General features: G+C 30.2%; 18 protein-coding genes and 2 pseudogenes. 7 read left to right on the forward strand and 13 right to left on the reverse strand.

All coding sequences use genetic code 11. The features are described from left to right. Positions 1-8: 8 nt before the first annotated feature. The 8 genes from AC2FB1_RS05595 to norA all read right to left on the reverse strand — a co-directional run bounded on the left by AC2FB1_RS05595 (position 9) and on the right by norA (position 9255). On the reverse strand, positions 9-848 hold the full coding sequence (locus tag AC2FB1_RS05595; protein ID WP_490674299.1) for an aldo/keto reductase: 840 nt from the start codon (positions 846-848) through the stop codon (positions 9-11). A 113-nt stretch (positions 849-961) separates the two neighbouring features. Beyond that, complete coding sequence (locus AC2FB1_RS05600; protein ID WP_490674300.1) at positions 962-2332, reverse strand: hemolysin family protein; 1371 nt, start codon at positions 2330-2332, stop codon at positions 962-964. A 713-nt stretch (positions 2333-3045) separates the two neighbouring features. Next, complete coding sequence (locus AC2FB1_RS05605) at positions 3046-5016, reverse strand: PTS fructose transporter subunit IIABC (RefSeq protein WP_490674301.1); 1971 nt, start codon at positions 5014-5016, stop codon at positions 3046-3048. Positions 5017-5021: 5 nt separating this feature from the next. Beyond that, a complete protein-coding gene (gene pfkB / locus AC2FB1_RS05610; protein WP_490674302.1) occupies positions 5022-5942 on the reverse strand; it encodes a 1-phosphofructokinase in 921 nt (306 codons plus the stop codon). 2 nt (positions 5943-5944) lie between these two features. After that, on the reverse strand, positions 5945-6700 hold the full coding sequence (locus tag AC2FB1_RS05615) for a DeoR/GlpR family DNA-binding transcription regulator (protein ID WP_490674303.1): 756 nt from the start codon (positions 6698-6700) through the stop codon (positions 5945-5947). A 148-nt stretch (positions 6701-6848) separates the two neighbouring features. Further along, on the reverse strand, positions 6849-7304 hold the full coding sequence (ybaK, locus tag AC2FB1_RS05620) for a Cys-tRNA(Pro) deacylase (RefSeq protein ID WP_172457931.1): 456 nt from the start codon (positions 7302-7304) through the stop codon (positions 6849-6851). Positions 7305-7458: 154 nt separating this feature from the next. Continuing rightward, the gene (locus AC2FB1_RS05625; RefSeq protein WP_490674304.1) at positions 7459-7932 is read right to left on the reverse strand and encodes a hypothetical protein; all 474 of its coding nucleotides are present in this window, start codon (positions 7930-7932) and stop codon (positions 7459-7461) included. Between the two features lie 171 nt (positions 7933-8103). Next, positions 8104-9255, reverse strand: coding sequence for a multidrug efflux MFS transporter NorA (norA, locus tag AC2FB1_RS05630; protein ID WP_490674305.1), 1152 nt, complete (start codon positions 9253-9255; stop codon positions 8104-8106). A 221-nt stretch (positions 9256-9476) separates the two neighbouring features. Here norA and AC2FB1_RS05635 point away from each other — a divergent pair. Continuing rightward, positions 9477-9856, forward strand: a pseudogene (locus AC2FB1_RS05635) (PPC domain-containing DNA-binding protein). 255 nt (positions 9857-10111) lie between these two features. Beyond that, positions 10112-10729 (forward strand): DUF1361 domain-containing protein, encoded by a 618-nt coding sequence (locus tag AC2FB1_RS05640; protein ID WP_490674306.1) that lies wholly within the window; start codon positions 10112-10114, stop codon positions 10727-10729. 168 nt (positions 10730-10897) lie between these two features. On the opposite strand, the gene AC2FB1_RS05645 is transcribed toward AC2FB1_RS05640, so the two are convergent. From AC2FB1_RS05645 to AC2FB1_RS05655, 3 genes are all read right to left on the reverse strand, one after another. Then, positions 10898-12271: a cryptochrome/photolyase family protein gene (locus AC2FB1_RS05645; protein ID WP_490674307.1), complete on the reverse strand. Its 1374-nt coding sequence runs from the start codon at positions 12269-12271 to the stop codon at positions 10898-10900. A 140-nt stretch (positions 12272-12411) separates the two neighbouring features. Then, positions 12412-12711, reverse strand: a complete 300-nt coding sequence (locus AC2FB1_RS05650) for a hypothetical protein (protein WP_490674308.1) — start codon at positions 12709-12711, stop codon at positions 12412-12414. A gap of 122 nt (positions 12712-12833) precedes the next feature. Next, positions 12834-13757, reverse strand: a complete 924-nt coding sequence (locus AC2FB1_RS05655; RefSeq protein WP_490674309.1) for a CobW family GTP-binding protein — start codon at positions 13755-13757, stop codon at positions 12834-12836. Positions 13758-13979: 222 nt separating this feature from the next. Here AC2FB1_RS05655 and mgrA point away from each other — a divergent pair, with 222 nt between their 5' ends. Next, a complete protein-coding gene (gene mgrA, locus AC2FB1_RS05660) occupies positions 13980-14417 on the forward strand; it encodes a global transcriptional regulator MgrA (RefSeq protein WP_490674310.1) in 438 nt (145 codons plus the stop codon). Positions 14418-14534: 117 nt separating this feature from the next. Here the strand turns inward: mgrA and AC2FB1_RS05665 are convergent, their stop codons facing one another. Together AC2FB1_RS05665 and AC2FB1_RS05670 are read right to left on the reverse strand one after the other, a co-directional pair. Next, the gene (locus AC2FB1_RS05665; RefSeq protein ID WP_490674311.1) at positions 14535-16199 is read right to left on the reverse strand and encodes an amino acid ABC transporter ATP-binding/permease protein; all 1665 of its coding nucleotides are present in this window, start codon (positions 16197-16199) and stop codon (positions 14535-14537) included. Then, positions 16183-17826 (reverse strand): ABC transporter ATP-binding protein/permease, encoded by a 1644-nt coding sequence (locus tag AC2FB1_RS05670; RefSeq protein ID WP_490674312.1) that lies wholly within the window; start codon positions 17824-17826, stop codon positions 16183-16185. The genes AC2FB1_RS05665 and AC2FB1_RS05670 overlap by 17 nt, the downstream gene beginning before the upstream one ends. 284 nt (positions 17827-18110) lie before the next feature. On the opposite strand from AC2FB1_RS05670, the gene AC2FB1_RS05675 reads away from it, so the two are divergent. From AC2FB1_RS05675 to AC2FB1_RS05690, 4 genes and pseudogenes are all read left to right on the forward strand, one after another. Further along, entirely contained in the window at positions 18111-18980 is an 870-nt protein-coding gene (locus tag AC2FB1_RS05675; RefSeq protein ID WP_490674313.1) for an undecaprenyl-diphosphate phosphatase, read from the forward strand. Positions 18981-19122: 142 nt separating this feature from the next. Then, positions 19123-19554 (forward strand): annotated as a pseudogene (locus AC2FB1_RS05680) (hypothetical protein); the annotation flags it as partial. 32 nt (positions 19555-19586) lie between these two features. After that, positions 19587-20048: a YaiI/YqxD family protein gene (locus tag AC2FB1_RS05685; RefSeq protein ID WP_490674315.1), complete on the forward strand. Its 462-nt coding sequence runs from the start codon at positions 19587-19589 to the stop codon at positions 20046-20048. Next, positions 20045-20611: an LOG family protein gene (locus tag AC2FB1_RS05690; protein ID WP_490674316.1), complete on the forward strand. Its 567-nt coding sequence runs from the start codon at positions 20045-20047 to the stop codon at positions 20609-20611. The genes AC2FB1_RS05685 and AC2FB1_RS05690 overlap by 4 nt, the downstream gene beginning before the upstream one ends. Positions 20612-20698: the final 87 nt, after the last annotated feature.

Consider the following 20698-nt stretch of genomic DNA (forward strand, 5'->3'; position numbering starts at 1 on the left):
AAACTATATTATTTTAAATCTCCAATCGCTACATTATCAGGATCTTTACCTTGACGTGCATTTCTATTTAAACTATCAATTTCTGCAATCTCAGTAAGTTCTAAATTAAAATCAAAAATATCATAATTTTCACGAATACGGGATGGCGTTTTTGATTTAGGAATAATAATTCTGTCATGGGCTAGATGCCAACGTAATACAATTTGTGCTGGTGTTTTGTCATATTGTTCTGCTAATTTTGTAATTACTGGGTCATCTAATAATCCTCGATTTCTCATAAGTGGCATCCAAGCTGTGACTGTAATATCATGTTTATCACAATACTCTTGTACATCTTGTTGATTAAAATAAGGATGAACTTCTATTTGATTAATTTGAGGTACAATAGTTGTCTCTTTCATCAAAGTTTCTAAGTGATGAGGTTTAAAGTTACATACACCAATCGCTTTAATTTTACCTTCATTATATAATTTTTCTAATGCTTTATAAGACTCAATATATAAGCCATCTTTTTCACATGGCCAATGAATTAAATATAAGTCTAAATAGTCTAATCCTAAGTTGTCTAAAGATTTATTAAAATATTCTAATGTATTATCATATCCTTGATAATCATTCCATAATTTAGAAGTAATAAATACGTCTTCTCTCGCAATATCACTGTTGTTTAAAGCTTTACCTAGTGCTTGTTCGTTACCGTAAAAATAAGCAGTATCAAATGCACGATATCCCGCTTCTAATGCTGTTTGTACTGCGTTTTCCATCTCATCATCTTTCATTTTATAAACGCCTAGTCCTACTTTAGGCATTGGGTAACCATTATTTAACACTTGTGTATCATTTATCATTTGTGCCACATCCTATTCAATATAATTTCTCAACTAAAAATTAGCATAACTTAATTTTTTTTTACGCATACAAATAAAGACACTTAGGTTTACATACCCAAGTGCCTTTATTTTTATTCATCCGATTCATGTTTATGATCGTGATTTTCTTCTTTCTCTTCATCACTAATCACAGGTCTTGTTTCATTAAATTGGTATTTAAGTACAACCCATACCAATTGATGATTATCCATTTCAGAAACAATCCATCGATCATATTTTGTATCTATATAGTCTTCAACTTGAAGATTAGTATTGTGTGCTTGTAACCATCCACCAATTGTATCGATATCTTCAGAATCTTCAAAAGTGATATCAAATTTTTCATGTAAATCATCAAGTAAGACACGTCCGTTAATTTGATATATATCTTCCTCTAATTTAACAATATCATTTATTTCATCATCATCAAATTCATCCCTGATTTCACCGACAATCTCTTCAAGAATGTCTTCCATTGTTAAAATACCAGCAGTACCACCATATTCGTCAATAATAAGACTAATATGAACATGTTCTCGTTGCATTGAAACTAATGCATCGCTAATACGAGTTGTTTCTGAAATCATAGGTAATTCATGAATATAATTAGAGATTTTAATTGTTTTACCTGAAGCATATTCTGTTAAAAATTCTTTTACATTAATAAAACCCTTTATATGGTCTTTATCCCCATCTTCAGTAATTGGATAACGTGTAAATTGATGTTCTTTAATCGTTTCAAGTAATTCGTCAACATTAAATGGTTCGTTTAACGTTACCATTTGTGTACGTGGAACCATGATATCTTTCGCATGTCTTTCGTCAAATGAAAAGATATTTTGCATGTAATTCAGTTCTGTTTGATTAATTTCTCCACCATTATAACTATTATTAATAATAATTTTAATTTCTTCCTCAGACATTGCATCTGCTTGCGCATCAGGATCAACACCAAGCATTCTAATAATTACTCGTGCCGAACCATTCATTAACCATATTAATGGTTTCATGACATTACCAAAATAATATAATGTTCTAGCATAAGTTAATGCTAATTTTTCAGTATGCTGTATTGCTATTGATTTAGGTGCTAACTCGCCTAATACCACATGTAAATAAGTTACAACAACAAACGAAATCACAAATGAAATGGTTGTAGTCACTGCACTTGGCAAATGTAATAGATTGAAAAGTGGATGTAATAGTTTTTCGAATGTCGGTTCACCTAACCAACCTAAACCTAAAGATGTAACCGTAATACCAAGTTGACATGCTGATAAATAATAATCAAGATTAGCAATCATCTTTTTAACAATTTTTGCACTTCCATTACCTTCATCAGCAAGTTGTTCAATTCTTGTTGAACGTACTTTTACTAATGCAAATTCAGATCCAACGAATACAGTTGTTAAAGCAATTAATAGAAAAAATATTACTAAATTAATTATGGTCAGTGTTTCCAATTAGTTCCCTATTTCTAGGGATTCACCTCCAAATATTATGTGTCTCTAATGAGTAACAAGAATTTAATATGCCATACTTATCACCGTTATAAAAGCATGTTAAGACCTTCCCATCAAGACACCCCCAAAAAAATGTATTACTTTAATTTTACCATATTTCTATACTAAATGGTTAAATAAGAATAAGAAAGCTTTTAACATTTAAAAAGCATTATATAATGATTTTCTTCCTACTATTTCATATATACTTCAATGGTTCTTGTAATAAATCTTTAAGAAAATCAGAAAAACGATATATGAGGGATTTTTTAATTGAACACTATAAAAGTGCAATAATAGTCCAAGATGGTTATTTGTTTCTTAAACTCAAATTTCCATTTAAAACTAATCTGTAATAATAGTCAAGTATATATATCGCTATGTCTTTTTAATTACATATTAACTATATAATAGAAGGTTGGACATAATGCATTAATCCCCTCGATAATGTAACCCCAGCTTTCGTTGAACGTTGGGTTTCCCAGAAAACCCTTTTTGCTAGGGGCCCCAACCCCAGCTTTCGTTGAATATTGCCTTTTTTACAAAGAGCTCGATGCTAGTACTCCTTTAAATAATCTTGATGCAACACGTTTTCAATTTAATTACCAAATATCAATATATAAAAAATGCCTGAGACAACTCAATATGTCTCAGGCTCATTAAACCAATATTTATTATTCATCCATAGATTCTGAAGCTTTAATTTCTTGTTCTGTTAATTTTGGTTTCAGTAAACCATAAAGTACTGCTGAAACAAGTGTACCTATAATTAAAGCAATGATCGTTTGGATAATATGACTAAAGTCTGTTGCTGCTATAACGATGATACCGCCATGAGGTGCATTAATTCTTGAACCAAGTCCTAATGCAATCGCTCCAGCAACACCTGAACCGACCATCATTGATGGAATCACACGTAATGGGTCAGCAGCTGCAAAAGGTATAGCGCCTTCAGTGATAAATGATAGACCCATAACATAGTTAGGTACGATTGAGCCACGTTGCTCTTTTGTAAATTTACGTTTAAAAATAAACATTGCTGTGGCAATTGCCAATGGTGGAATCATACCACCAACCATTGCTGCTGTTATTGGTGCAGCATTACCTTCAGTTAAAGCTGCTGTCGCAAATACATAAGCCGCTTTATTGAATGGACCTCCCATATCAATTGCCATCATAGCTCCAATAACTAGTCCTAATAGCATAATGTTAGAACCAGATAAACTATTTAAACCATTTAATAATAGATTGTTTAACCATGCTGCAGGTGGATTAAATACATAAATCATTAATAATCCAGTAATCGTCACACTTAATAGTGGATAAATTAATGTTGGTTTTAAACCTTCAACTGCTTGAGGTAAATTACGAGTAATATATTTGATACCTTGCGTTAAATAACCCGCTAAGAAACCAGCAATAATACCACCTATAAATCCAGAGCCACCAGAAATTGCTAACATACCGCCAACTAGACCAGCTGCAAAACCTGGTTTATCTGCAATACTACGAGAAATGAAACCAGCTAAGATTGGAATAATTAATGCAAAGGCACTCTTATTACCAATATTCCACAATTGTTCTGCAAACGCATTGTGTTCAGGACTTTTTGGATCAAATGAGTTGGCACCAAATAAGAATACAATCGCCATTAATATACCACCAGCAATAACAAGTGGTAACATATTAGAAACACCATTCATTAAGTGTTTATAAAATGCTTTACCTGGACTTAATTTTTCATCATTACTATCTTTATCTGTATTTTTTTGTCCACCATGGGCTTTAAATGGTTTTCTACTTGTATCAAGTGCTGTATTAATTAACTCTTCAGGACGTTTAATCCCGTCTGCTACTGGAACTTCAACTACATTTTTACCATCGAAACGGTCTGTTTCTACATGAACATCGGCAGCTACAATAATCCCAGTTGCACGTTCAATATCTTGTTGAGTTAAATGGTTTTTAATACCACTTGAACCATTTGTTTCAACTTTTATTTTAACTCCCATTTTTGCTGCTTGTTTTTTCAAAGCATCACGGGCCATATACGTATGTGCAATCCCTGTTGGACACGCTGTTACAGCTAAAACGTAAGGTTCGTCAGCATTATTATTTGCTGATGCACTAGTTGTTGCTTGTGCTTCAGCCTCTTGCTCTTGAGCTTCTTTTTCTTCTTCTTTAGTTGCTTCATCATCAGCATCATCGATAATACGAAGTATTTCTTCTTTCGAATTAGCCTGTAATAAATTTTCTCTTACTTTATCGTCCATTAAAATGCCTGACAATTTAGCTAAAGCATCTAAATGTGTTTGTGCGCCACCCTCTGGTGCTGCAATCATAAAGAATAAATGCGCAGGTTGACCATCTAAACTTTGATAGTCCACACCTTCTTTTGATTTACCAAAAGCAATCGCAGGTGATGTCACTGCTGCTACTTTAGCATGTGGAATTGCTATTCCTTCACCAATTCCTGTTGTACTTTGTGACTCACGATTATGAATCGCTTCCTTAAATTGAGCTATATCGCTTAATTTACCAGCTGAATCTAATTGATTAACTAATTCATCAATGACGCCGTTTTTATCACTAGCTGATAAATCCATAGCAATCGTTTCTTTAGTAAGTAATTCTGTTATTCTCATCTCTATCACTCCCCATCAAGTACAGAAATTGTAACTTGTGACTTGATTTTTTCTATATCTTCTCTTAATGCTAAGTCATCATTAAATGCCGTAGCCGTACCTGAAGCTACTGCTTGGCGAAATGCTTCTTCAAGTGATAGTCCCGACTCAAGACCCGCTACCATACCTGCAACTGTACTGTCACCAGATCCTACTGTATTTACAACTTCACCTTTAGGATTTTGAGCTTTAATACTTCTTGTTTCGTCAACATATATGGCACCATCTCCACCTAAAGAAATAATGACAGATTGAGCTCCATTTTTTACTATTTCTCTACCATACTTAACGACATCTTGATCTGATTTAATTGTGACATCAAACATTTCTTCTAATTCATCTTTATTCGGTTTAATAAATAAAGGATGATATTCTAACACTGTATTAACTAAATCTCTTTCAGCATCCACTACTAATTTTGCACCTGTTTCTTGAGTGATTTTTGCAATTTGAGCATAAGCATCACTCGGAATACTTTTTGGAACACTTCCTGCTACAATGACAGTGTCCTCCTTAGAAGTATGTCTGATCTGATCTAATAATGCTTCGAATTGATCAGAAGTCACATTTGGACCAGGTGCATTAATTTCAGTTTCAGCGCCGGATTTTAATTTAACATTAATACGAGTATCTTCATTTACTTTAATAAACTCCGTATTAATATCGCTTTGTTCCAAAATACTAGAAATAAATTCCCCAGGAAAACCTCCAGCAAATCCTAATGCCGTAGACGAAATATCTAAGGTTTTCAACACGCGAGAAACATTAATACCTTTTCCTCCAGCAAATTTGTATGTTTCTCTAGCTCTATTAAGCCCTTTTAGCTCAAATCCATCAGTAAACATGATGTAATCAATAGATGGATTAAATGTCACTGTATATATCATAATTAACCTCCTAAAAAATGGTATTTCTCTTTGTAGTCATTGTAGCGATTATGATAACGTAATTGCTCAGATACGATGTACTCAACACGGCAAGATTTGGTTGAGACATGCGCAAAATATATTTCATCTAATTTTGAATGATCTAATAAAACATAAGATGTGGTTGCTTGATGTATTGCTCTTTCTTTAATTAATGCTTCTTTTTCATCCGGTGTGGTTAATCCATGATTCAAATCTAAGCCATTCATACCTATGAAAGCTTTATCAAAACAATAGCGTCTTAAAACTTCAAGGGCACTTGCTCCGACAGTAGCAAAAGTAGTAGCTTTTACTTCTCCACCAATCATCAAGGTTTTTATACCTCGATGAAGTAATCTTTCAACGTGAGATAATCCGTTTGTAACCACTACGATATCTTGTGCTTTTATAAAAGGAATCATCTCAATTGTAGAAGAACCTGCATCCATAAAAATACAATCATTATCTTCAATGAACTGAGCTGCTTTTCTTCCAATTTCTCTTTTTTCTTTTAGATTTGTAGACAGCTTTTCAGATAAAATGGGTTCTTGATTTCTATGACTATTAAGTGTCGCACCACCATGAACACGTTGAAGACGTCCAAGTTGTTGTAACTTTGATAAATCTCTTCTTATAGTTGAAGCACTACAACCTGTTCGTTCAATTAACTCTTGGAGTGATAAAAAATCTTTTTTCTTAAGTTCTTGTAAAATTAAACTTTGTCGTTTTTCAGAAATCATCTTTCACACTCCTTTACAACTTTTATTATAGTGTTCACGCTTACATATTTCAATCAAAAATTATCAAAAACGTTCAAAAACGTTCAAAAAAAACGAAAAATTAACAGAGTGTTCACAATGTATATCATTGCTCACTCTGCTAATACATTTAATGTTGAGTAATACGCGCTGTTTGTGCCTGTGTAACTGCAATTAAATCATTAGGTTCGAGTATAATTTGCATACCTCGTTGACCACCACTCACATTGATTTTGTCTCGTGATAAAGCTGACTCATCAATAATCGTTGGAAAAGAATGTTTCATTCCTATTGGAGAACACCCTCCTCTTATATAGCCAGTAACTTTTTTTAAATCATCCATTGGCATTAAATTAAGTTTCTTTTCACCTATAACATGTGCCGCTTCTTTTAAATCTAATGTTTCACTGACTGGTATAACACATACAAAATGATCATGATTAGCATTTTCTAACACTAATGTTTTATAAACGTCTTTCACATTTGCATGCACTAATTCCGCAATTGTTTCTCCATCTAAATGTTCTTCACCTATTTCAAATGTATTTACTGAATAATTAATCTTAGCTCTATCAAGCATTCTCATTGCATTGGTTTTCTTATGTTTCAATGTAACACCTCATTTATCTTCTTTATATATCCAATTTTACTACTCTTTTTGACAAATAAAAAATAGAGTAAGATAGAAACCTTTAGATTTCACCTTCTTACTCTAATCTTACATTACATTTTTATTTAACTTAATTTGCAGAAATCATCACAACTTCACCCATTTTATTAATTGTTATGTCTTCAGCTTTTTTGTTTTGTGGATACGCTTCAAAAGTGATGGCTTGATTAGTTTCATTCAAACGCTCTAAATTTACAGGCTGTCTATAATTTTGTTGCATATAATTTTCAACTATCGTTTTACATTCCTCTGTCGAGTATAAATATTTCTCTTGAGCTTTCTCATTTAACCTATAATTAACATGGTTTTGACGAATATCTGCTTTGCGTTGCGTTTGATTTTTCTCAGAAGCTTCGGCGGTGTGATTGCTGTTTATATTTAATATATTTTTAGTTTCTACTATACTTCCGACTTTTGAAAAAGTAGAAATAGTTCGATGTACCTTAGCTAAGGCATTTTGATTGGTTGCGATAAATAATAGAAATGCCAAACAAATTGATAAAATGATAGCTACCACACTTAACAATATATTTTTTAAATTCATCTCCTTACCCACACTTCTCTTTGAATTTTTTTATATCTTAACATACAAATATAGATAAAATAATTCAATAGAAGGCAATTTAAAATAATTGTAATCTTTGTAACAGTCATATTACCTAACGACTTTTTATTGTTACATTTCTATTATATAAAACTTATTTAATCACATTCGCTACGATTTAACTTTAAATTTTTTTTCTATGAAAATAATTACTATCCCAAATAACATTACAATAATAGACATATATAAAGGAAATTCAATATTAACATCAAATAACGAACCTGCTACCAATGGACCTACAAAATTACCCATACTTGTAAAGGTAGAATTAAGTCCTCCAGCAAAACCTTGTCGATTACCCGCTATATTTGAATAATAATTAGTGAGCGCTGGGCGAATTAAATCAAATCCAATAAACACAATAAAACTAATTAACATAATTGACCAGTAACTATGAGCGATTATAAGACTAAATATAACAATGACAGAATATAATAATGCCCAAGTAATAAATGTAAGTTCAGTGGTATATCTCATAAATTTATCAAAAAAGAAAATTTGGAATACTGCTCCCGCAACACCACCACCTACAATAGCAATTGAAATATCGCCAGGTGCGTAGTTTGCTTTCGCTGAAGTATATAGAGAAAATAACATCTCAAAAGAAGACAAACCAAAAGCAAGTACAAACGTTAAGATAATTGGAGTAATAAAAACACTCCATTGAATTTTAGAAAGTTCTTTAGTTTCAAAGTGAATATGATAACTTTCCGCTGTATTTTGCGGTTGGCGAATCAATATTACAGATATAATAAACGCAATAACACCTAATGCACCTGCAAAATAAAATGGAAGTCGATGTGATACTTCTGCTAAAAAACCACCAATTCCTGGTCCTAAAATAAAACCAGAGTTAATAATTGCAGACATATAACCAAAATTTTTCGCTTTATCTTTAGCTTTAGAAATATCTGCAATCATTCCTGTTACACCAGGCATTACCATCCCTGCACTAAAACCACCAAGTATTCTTGATACTATTAGAAGTATAAAAGAATGACTCATAGCAAATAAAAACTCAGAGATCGTAAAAAATAATAATCCTAAACAAATAATTAACTTTTTCCCCAATTTATCAGCTAAACTTCCTCCAAAAGGAGAAATAATCATTTGGGACAATGAGAAAATGGCTACTAAAATTCCTAAATCGCTTCCTTTTAATCCTAAGTCTTTCAAATATACTGGAAGAACAGGAATAACAAGGCCAATTCCAACGAATATTAAAAATATATTAAAATATAATGTAAATAATTGTTTTTTCAAGAAGACCACCTCTCTTTTATCTATAATTAAATACTATTAATAAAATTCATCTAATTCATATTCTGAGAAAAGTTAAAAATTCTATATTTTTCATCTTTCTTTTAGATACTATTATATTATTTTTTATTTTAAAATATACTATCTTACTTAATAGTTTATTCAAAATATTTTAAATTTATGTTACATATAATTAAATGATTTTACTTATAAAAATGAAGACAATGAGATACCGAAAAGATGGAAAACACTTTCTTCTTGTTTTAGAACATGGAGAAGATATTATAAAAGAGGTTACTCACTTTGCTCAACATTAACATATTAAATTTAATTCAGTGAGTGGTATCGGAGCTTGTGATGACGTCGTGCTAAATTATTGTAATTTGGATATGAAAAAGTAATAATTGAAGCATTAGAATGAACAAGTTTATTAGAGAATATTTCTCGTATTGATAATCAACCATTTTCACATTTACATAGTATATTAGGCTCTCAATATTTCGAAACGTTAAGTGGACATTTAACAAAAGCTGTGATTTCAACAACAAGTGAAGTTTTTATTACGATGACTAATTTTGATATCAATCGAACTTTTGACTCGTAGACTAGACTCAACTTATTAAAATCGTAATATTTCTCTTTCAATCAAGAGCAGAAACCTCAATTCAACCCCTTCATTACAATATGATATCACTTTTATTTAAAATCATTGAGACTCTTTTCTTACAGATTACACATATATTTTACAATTATTAATACCTCTCTAACTTTAGATACTCTATTTCTTTTTCTCTTGATTACTTCGAATTTAACCTTTACTATAATAATTCAACTAAATCGTTAGAAAGTAGTGCATATTATGACGTCACGTTATATTGCAAGAATCTATTTTATTATTCTTTTTGTAATATCATTATTTGAAACGCGTGTATTTAACTTTGTAAGCTTAAATTTATTTCTAGCTTATATTCCACTTGAGTTATGTTTCTTATTAGAATTATTTAGACCTAGAAAAAAGTTTGAATGGCCTATATTTATTATTTTTGCTCTTATTTTTATTTTATTAGTACCCAATACATTTTACATGGTTACTGATCTTATTCATCTCAATCAGTTTACATTTGATTTTTACGTCCAACTTAATTTAATAGAATGGTTATACTTTACTTTCTTACTGTTAGGTGTATTTTTTGCGATTTATTGCATGGCTCTCATATTTGTTCATTTATCTCATTTCACTTCAAAGCCATGGTTAAATCGATGTTTATTAATAGCACTTATGTTTTTAAATGGTTTAGGAATATTTATGGGTAGATTTTTGAGATTTCATACTGTTCATTTAATTACCCGTCCATTCACTATTATCACAGAAGTCATTAGTGCCTTAAATGGTAGTAGTTTAATATTTATTTCGTTAATGATGCTACTTCAATTTGTCATTTTATTATTCATTAAAGGGATAAGAATGGCAAAATGATATTATGATCGATACTATTCTTTGTAATCATTAGTGTACTTCAATTTATTATGGATTATGTAATGTATAAAATTTTTTCTAAGCCTTTATATATACTTATGTATTTAAATAAGCTAGGGGGATACCATGATTCAATTTGAACTCAGTTTCCTTCCCCTAGCTCTTTTTTTATATATTTTTAAATATTGTCATCACATGTTCGCGCGCAACTTTATGATCTACTATAGGTTCGGGATAATCTTTACCTAACTTTATACCTTCTTTTACTAATTGTGTTTGATGTTGAGATGGATCATGCAACAATTTTTCTGACACATTATCGAATATAGGAATATATTTTTTTATATATAAAGCGTCCTTATCAAAACGTTCACTTTGTCTAGTAGGATTGAACATTCTAAAATACGGCGCAGCATCTGTCCCAGTCGAAGCTGACCACTGCCAACCATGCACATTTGAAGCTGCATCATAATCGATTAACTTTTTTCTAAAGTAATCTTCGCCCCAAGTCCAATCTATAAATAAATCTTTAGTTAAAAATTGAGAGACAACCATACGCATGCGATTATGCATAAATCCTGTCTCATTTAATTCAGTCATAGCAGCATCAATAATAGGAAAACCGGTTTTACCTTCACACCAATGATTAAATTCTTCTTTATTATATGACCATTGTATCGTACGATATTTTTCATTAAATGCTTCATGAGCAGTATAAGGATATTGGGCCATAAGGACATAATAAAACTCACGAAACATCACTTCTCTAATAAAACTTTCGATATTACTCTCATTTTCTTCATATCGTTCTAATAAATCTGTAATAATTTGTTTAATATCTATAAGACCATACGCTAATACAATACTCAATTGGCTAGTGAGTACTTCAGGGAGATACTCTCTATCCTTTTTATAATTTTGAATACTATTATTCAAATAATCTTGCCAATTGTTTAATGCTTGATTTTCTGATAGACCTTCATCGTAATAATCATTTGTGATAGTTTGTTGCGATCGGCTACATTTATCCGCGATATCATTCAAATGATATTGATACGAAGAATGCTGTCTAAGCTTTGAACGGTGGGCTTTATAAAAACTTGTGAATACTTTATATGGTTGTCCCTGCTGATTCATAGTGTCACTTGGTTTAAAGTAATGATTGACGTTGATGGTTATTACAGGTATATCGTAATTTTTAAACGCTTGTTTTAAATGTCGAATATCATAATTTTCTTGATGATAACTCATGATATCACCTGCCATAATTATTTCTTTAATATGATGTTCAGTACAAAATGTGCCTAGATCACTGTAATCGATAATATATGGCTCTATATGGTGTTCTTTTAAATTATTTAAAAATTTTTCTAAAGTTCCATAATAATAGTTTGCTTTTTTATCTGTACCTTTCTCGTCAAATATTTCCTTAGGAATAAGAAGATAGCACTTATCAATTTCATCTTTTTGTTGATCAATATATTCGAATAACGGATTATTATTTATTCTAAATACTCTATTGAGAATTACACCAATATTCATATTTCCACTCCTATACTTATATTTATTAATATGTAAACTACCCTATTTATCTTTAAATTAAAAGGAGTCGCTATAGAATTTAACATAAGTTCTATAGCGACTCCTTTTTATTAATTTATATGATGTGATTAGCACTGTTGTTAACCCAATATTTCTCTATTAAGTCCAAAAACGTATAGTAAAATGAAGAAAGTTGCTGCACTTAAAATAGTTAAAATTAACGTTAATACGAGTGTACGTTTAAACTTATTAATAAATGCTATAAACAACATTCCTAAATTATAAGCAAAGAACAATCCAAATAGTGTCATTGTTATTTTTATATTTGTATAAAAGATATTTAACAATAAGATAATTATCGCAAAAATTAAATATGGCATCGTAATCCACTTAAACTCAAAGCGAATTTGTTTTGTTCGTTTATCTTCATTATGATTCATTATTATACCCTCCTTATTCTATTATAAATGATATATTTCTTTATTCTCATGACAGACCTGTGACTTATTTATTAGAATTTTAGAATATTCATACCTCATAATATAAAAATTAAGTAATCATTTTAAGTGAATTGAATCATTTCTAGCTGATTTTTCAAACGTGTCGTATCAAGCTTTTCACCAATAATCACAATAGTTAATGGAACTTCTTTATCAGTTATCCCATAAGTAGGTAACCCCAATGAAAATTGAAATTCGTATACTGAATCTGGCTGATCTTTAAATTTTACAAATCCTTTTAATCTGAATACTTCATCCGGTAAACGCAATATAAATTGATAAAATAATTGTCGATCAATAGGAGAGGTAAACGTATACTTCATAGATTGCACATTATGATGATGGACGTGCACATGCTTATTAATATTATTAGATTTATTTATTACTACTACGTCATCTGTTTTACAATATGTAGTCACGTAAACTGTTGCTTTAGCATTAATAGAAACTAATTGTGCTTTTATATTTTCTAATTCTACTTTTGACACTAAATCTATTTTATTGAGAATGATTAAATCACTATATTTAATTTGTTCTTCCATTAATTTATTCGTCTCTGATGTGTATTTCATTCTATTATTAAATCTTAAGGCATCAACAAGTCCAATAATATTAGGAATTTCCACGCCATCAACAATTGTTGGATCTTGGCACGCTGTAAATATTTCTAAAGGGTGAGCAATTCCAGTGGATTCAATAAGGATATGTTGACTTTCACCTTCTTTAATAAGTGATTGTAACTGTAACACCAAATCATTATTTAAGTCACAACATACGCATCCATTAATTAATGATTTTACAGCAACGTTTTCTTTAATAAGTAAGCTATCAACGTCAAATGCTCCAAATTCATTCATAATAATCGTTATTTTCTCATCTTTTTTTAATAATTGACGTATATAATTATTCAAAAATGTAGTTTTACCACTTCCCAAAAAGCCACTAATAATTGTAATAGATATTTTTTGATTTTTATTATTTATCATTTTAAAAACTCATTTCTATATAAAAAGTATTTGAAATTAATATTATAAAGATCCATGTTAGATTACACTTGATTAAAATAGTGATTTCTTCTAAAATTTAACCATACTTTAATTTTAGCATGGCATTGAAATGAAGTGTGTTATAATTTATATTTTACACAACAAAGACGAAATTTAATCCGAAATAAAGAGAGACGGATAAATGTCTGGAGGAGAACTTTAATGTCTGAACAACACAATTTAAAAGAACAACTTTGTTTTAGTTTGTACAATGCACAAAGACAAGTAAATCGCTACTATTCAAATAAAGTCTTTAAAAAGTACAATCTTACCTACCCACAATTTTTAGTTTTAAATATTTTATGGGAAGAATCACCTGTAAATGTTAAGAAAGTAGTTACTGAACTAGCATTAGATACTGGTACAGTATCACCTTTATTAAAAAGAATGGAAAACGTTGATTTAATTAAACGCGAACGTTCTGAAATTGATCAACGTGAAGTATTTATTCATCTTACTGAAAAAAGCGAAAATATTAAACCCGAACTAAGTGATGCATCTCAAAAAGTGGCCATCGCTTCTTCTTTGAGTAATGATGAAGTCCATGAACTTAATCGTCTATTAGGTAAAATTATCACTGCTTTTTCTGAAAATAAATAATGTGACATGCTAGTACTAAACTAATTAAAGTTATTCGTTACGAAATGTATTTATATATTTATCAATAGTGAAAAACCTGAGATAATTTGTTGAAACTATCTCAGGTTTTTTATTTTATCATTTATTAATATGGATCATATGATTTAAATAGCCTTTATTTTGGCTTAGTGACACATAATCTCCATACTCCACAATCTCACCTTCAATCATTACAATAATGGTATCGAAATATGGAAGTAAATCTAAATCATGGGTAGCAACAACTAATGTTTCTACTTGATTGTTAATTTCCCTCATTATATTTTTCGTATTGTCTTCATCAAGAGCTGTTGTTGGTTCATCTAAAAGCCAAATGTTAGAAGACTTTAAAATTAAACGTGCTAAAGACAAACGTTGAATTTCACCGCCAGATAAAGACGTTCCATCTAAAGTCAATTGAGTGTTCAAATTTAAATAACTTAAATTCAACTTATTTAAGACATCAATTAAATTTTCATCTTTTTGATTAGATAGTAAATTTTCTCGAACCGTGCCATCAAATATTTGTTGGGATTGTAATAATGCATTGATTTCATTATATCTATCACTTTCATTAATCTCTGTAATGGGTTGGCCGTATAACTCTACACTACCTTCTTCTGTTTCATATAAACCACATAGTAATTGCATTAACGTACTTTTTCCTGAACCTGAAGGTCCAATAATAGCTACTTTTTCGCCTTTATGAATGGTTAAATTAATATCTTTTAGTACTAATGTTTCTTGATTAAAATATTTAAAATTCAGATTAGAAATACTAAATACAGGTGCATGTTCTTGATTTATATTTAAATTAGGTGTAGTAACCGAAGAATTAAAAACCTCATTAATATCCGTTAATGCTTGATCTGTATCTGCTTTATAGTAAGCAAAATTACTCATTGGAATAGCCTGTTCGAATAAGGTTAAAATCATTAAAATAATACTCGTTAAATATATAACATCCAAATGTCCATGTTCAATTTGTATCACACCTAAAGTTAAACTTAAAAAAATCGTTACCATAGAAATAATGTTCAATGTATAATCATAAAATGTCAAAAATCGATTTTCTTTAGCTTGTAATCTATCATAATATTCTAATGATTTAATGACTTTCTTTTTATAAGCATCTTGTTGATTAAATGTAATTAATTCTTGATAACCTACTTTATAATCATAAAACTCAGCCAACATTTTTCGTTCATGAGTTGTAACTTGTTGTTTAAGCATGCACACATGTTTAGCACTTAACCACGGCACAATCCACAAATAAAATAGCATACTTAAGACAATTAAAATAGCATGAGTAATACTAAAATAAATTAATGCAATAGCAGCAATTAGCGCAGTTAAACCTATGACAAAAGGAGGATAATATACACGTAAATATATATTTTGCAGTGATTCTACTTTATTAACCATTCTTGAGATTAAATCACTCGATCTAAATTCACGATAAATATTAGGTACTCTTGGAAAGAGTTGCTTTACAAACTGTACTCTTATATTTCTTAACATTGTAAATGTAGTTCGATGAGATAATAAACGTTCAATATATCGTGTAATAGCACGTAAAAATCCAAATAATTTCACAGAAACTACAAGTATCATCAATGCATAAATAGGCATGCCTAGTGCACTTTGAGTTACCATATATCCACTTAGAAAGAACATTGTAAGTGCTATAAGGCTTCCAGCAATGCTTACTAATATAGCTAAAAACAAATCTTTATCTAAATGAAATTTAATGTGTGGCTTCATCTTTATTCACCACCTTATTTAATTGCGTAGAAATTTGATCATCATCTTTAATAAGATGACCTTCTTTTATAAATAATCGTCGTGTTGCACGGCGTATAGTTGAATTACGATGTGCGATAGTAATTGTGGTAGCATACTTAAAGTTTTGCTCTAATGTTTGTTGAACAATACGTTCAGTTTCAATATCTAAGCCGGTAGTAGGTTCGTCAAATATTAAAATACTTGGCCGTAGTAATAATAATCTACAAAGTTCTATTCTTCTCATTTGACCTCCAGATAACATTTCTCCACCTTCACCAATTATAGTATGAATACCTTTATTCAAACTTAAGATTTTTTCTTTAAGGTTTACTGTTTCTAGAGTTTTCAAAACTTCTTTATCTGAAATCTCCTTAAACATAGTAATATTATCTTTAATAGAAGCTGAAAAAATATATGGATGCTGGTTTAACATACCTATCTCTGTAACTTTAGAATTAAATATAATACGACCTTCCGTGGGTGCTATCATTTGTTTAATAAGATTCGCAAGAGTAGATTTTCCAGCACCACTTGGGCCAACAATTGCAATTTTTTCCCCTTGTTTGATTGAAAAACTTATCTCCTTTAATGCATATCGAGTCGTATTAGGATATTGATAACTTACTTTATCGAAATCAATTTGATTTTGTTGATTCTGATTTAGGTTAGGTATGTTCATACTTGACTCTTCAATACTATTTAAAAAATCAAAAATAATATCACTTGCTCCTTCACTCTGTTTACCAGTATGAAAGGCTTGACCTAAATCTTTAATTGCATTATAAAATTCTGGTGCTAAAATAATCGCCATTGCTGCAATTTTAAAATTGATATGGTGAAATACGACTAAACTCAACGTCGCTTCAAGCGCAATTAAACCAATACCTAACATACTTATAAACTCAAGCATAAGTCCAGATAGAAATGCACTCTTTAATATTTTCATCGTTAAATCTCTAAAGTGTGTACTCTCTTTATATATTCGATTTTCTGTTTGAGTTGTTCGTTTAAATAGTCTTAAAGTAATCAGACCTTTAGCTATATTTAAAAATCTTTGACTAAATTGATTTAAATACGTCATTTGTTCTTTAGAATCATCGCGAGTTTTCAGGCCAAAAATAATATAAAATAATGGAATAAATGGTGCAGTAATAGCCATAATAATAGCAGTATTAAGGTGTATAAAACACATCACACTAATGATGACGAGGGGTATAAACATAGATTTAAACACTTGTGGCAAGTAACTATTAAAAAAGGGTGTAATCCCATCTATCACTTCAATTAAAATATTTGTTTGTACGCCAATTGAAGCTTTAGACTTACTTGTTACTATTTTTTGACGAAGTTGATGTTTGACTTTATAAGCTAAAACATCCCCTAATCGTTGATTCAATAAATTAAACGTTACTCTCAAAATTAATACAATTAAAATAGTGAATAATAAAGGATAAATAGCTGAAATCTCGTGATACAAGACTTGATTCAAAAACTCAGCAATTCCAATATTTTGAATCACTACACATATGGCTAGGAATAAACTAACTATTCCCATAAAAAATGGAAATAATTTATATTTAAAGACTAAACTCATTAAATTTTTCAAATTTCTTCACCTAATGCTTTATTATAAAAGCTTAATTACAAATAATCATTTAATTGATTTCAAAATTCAGTGACAATATTATGTCCTTTTTAAATCTCCCTAATCATTATTGAAATACAATCTACTATTTATATATCAAAATAATCTTACATGATTAAGATATACACAGATAAATATTAGTAAGTGCGTATTTTTATATGCTATTATAATAAAGTGAATTTTAAAAATTAAATACTTAACTTAAATAAAAGTTCATTGTCTATATAAAAAGAAAGAGGTTACTTATGATTATTATTGAATTTATTAAGGCATTAATTTTAGGTATAGTAGAGGGATTAACTGAATTTGCTCCTGTATCATCAACTGGTCATATGATTCTAGTAGATGACATGTGGTTAAAATCAACTCACTTTTTAGGTTCTCATTCTGCTTTTACTTTTAAAGTGGTTATTCAATTAGGTTCTGTATTCGCTGCTGCATGGGTATTCCGTGAACGTTACTATGAAATGTTACATATCGGAAAATATAAACATGTTGCTCAAAATGATGGAATGCGTTCTAAACCTCGCCGATTAAATTTACTTCACGTATTAGTAGGAATGATTCCAGCCGGAATTTTAGGCGTTCTTTTTGATGATATTATCGAAAAATATTTGTTCAGTGTACCTACTGTAATGATTGGTTTATTCGTTGGTGCTATTTACATGATTATTGCTGATAAATTCAGTACTAAAGTAAAACATCCACAAACCGTTGATCAAATCAATTACGTGCAAGCATTTATCATTGGTATTTCTCAAGCAGTAGCAATGTGGCCGGGCTTTAGTAGATCAGGATCAACAATTTCTACTGGGGTCCTTATGAAACTTGACCATAAATCTGCTTCTGATTTTACATTCATCATGGCAGTGCCAATTATGCTAGCTGCGAGTGCTTTATCATTACTTAAAAACTATCAGTATATCCATATTTCGCATATTCCATTTTATATTATTGGATTCTTAGCAGCGTTTATTGTTGGTTTAATCGCAATTAAAACATTCTTACATTTAATTAATAAAGTGAAATTAGTACCATTTGCAATTTATCGAATCGTATTAGTTATTTTCATTGCTATTCTTTACTTTGGATTTGGTATTGGTAAAGGAATTTAATGATGTTACACTGAAATTCTTTCTGAATTTCAGTGTTTTTTTATAAAATTTTTTAGACAAACGTTTTAATCTAGTGCAATCGTTTGAATTCCTGTATCATAGGGTAATGAAAGAGAAAGAAAATTTTATGGGGGCAACGAGTATGGATAAAAAACAAGTTATTAAAACAGCAATTAACGTGTTACCGATATTTATCGTACCACTAGTCGTAGAACGTAAAAAAATCAAGTCTCATCCAGACGTTCAAAAAGCTTCACATGTTACTCACATAGTAGCAGATAAGGCATCAGATGCTAAAGATTATTTTGGCGATAAAAAACAAGAATTTGATAATAAGCGTGAACTTAAAAAAATTGCCAAAGAAAATGATCCTAAGTATATTAAGAAAAAAGGTGCAAAATTAGCTAAAAAGAATTATAAACAAGCCACTAAATTAGATAAAAAACTTCAAAAAAACATTGATAGACGTCATAAAGAAGAAGAAAAACTTCAAAAACGTAATGAAAAACATCGTATTAAAGAAATGAAGAAATATGATAATTATAATGCCGATAGCGTTATCACTCAAGATAAAGCGTCATATTCAGAAAAGGTAACAAATAAATAATGACAACCGTATTTATTGATGGTGATGCTTGTCCAGTCGTTAATGAAATTATTGAATTAACAGCTGAGACAGGCTTTTTTGTTACAATTTTACGGAGCTTTAGCCATTTTTCACATTCTCATTATCCAAATCATGTGAATATAATATACGTTGATGATGGACAGGATGCAGTTGATTACAAAATTATACAGCTTGTGTCAAATAGCGATATTGTGATTACTCAAGATTATGGATTAGCTAGTTTATTATTAAATAAAGCTAGAATTATAATACATCATAAAGGATTTATCTATAACCAAAATAATATAGATATATTACTTCAGCAGCGTTATAATAATGCACAAATTAGAAAACAAGGAAGACGTCATAAAGGACCTTCTCCTTTTTCAAAAGCAGACCGGCAGCATTTTCAATATGTTTTTCAAAAAATACTTAATCAATTAATGGAGGACACAAAATGAAACGTATAGCAGTATATTGCGGAGCAAGTAAAGGAAATAATCCTATTTATGTTAAAGAAGCGTATCAATTAGGAAAATACATGGCTGAACAAGGCTATGAATTAATTTTTGGAGCTGGTTCAATAGGTATCATGGGAGCTATTCAAGATGGTGTACTAGATCATGGAGGCCATGCAATTGGGGTGATGCCTAAAATGTTAGATGAACGTGAAATTACAAGTCAAAAAGTAAGTGAGCTCGTTCTCGTAGACTCAATGCATGAACGCAAAGAAAAAATGACTGAATTAGCAGATGCTTTTGTTATGGCACCAGGAGGAGCTGGTTCTCTTGAAGAATTTTTCGAAATGTATAGCTGGGCTCAAATTGGTATACATCAAAAACCGATTGGCATCTTTAATTTAAATGGCTTTTTCAATCCACTTCAAGTTTTAATTAATCATATGATTGAAGAAGGGTTTATCGATAAAAAATATAAAGAGTTAGCCCCTTTATATGACACTAAAGAATCCCTAATTGATGGATTACTTAACTATAAACCACTTGGTGTTAGAACCTATGATTGAGTATTACTATAAACATACTAAGATTAGCTGTGAAGAAATCTATGACGATAGATTTCTTCACAGCTATTTTTTATAGTTGTAGAGAGA

It is taken from the genome of Staphylococcus sp. CoH_129_LAB_1 (assembly GCF_058191515.1).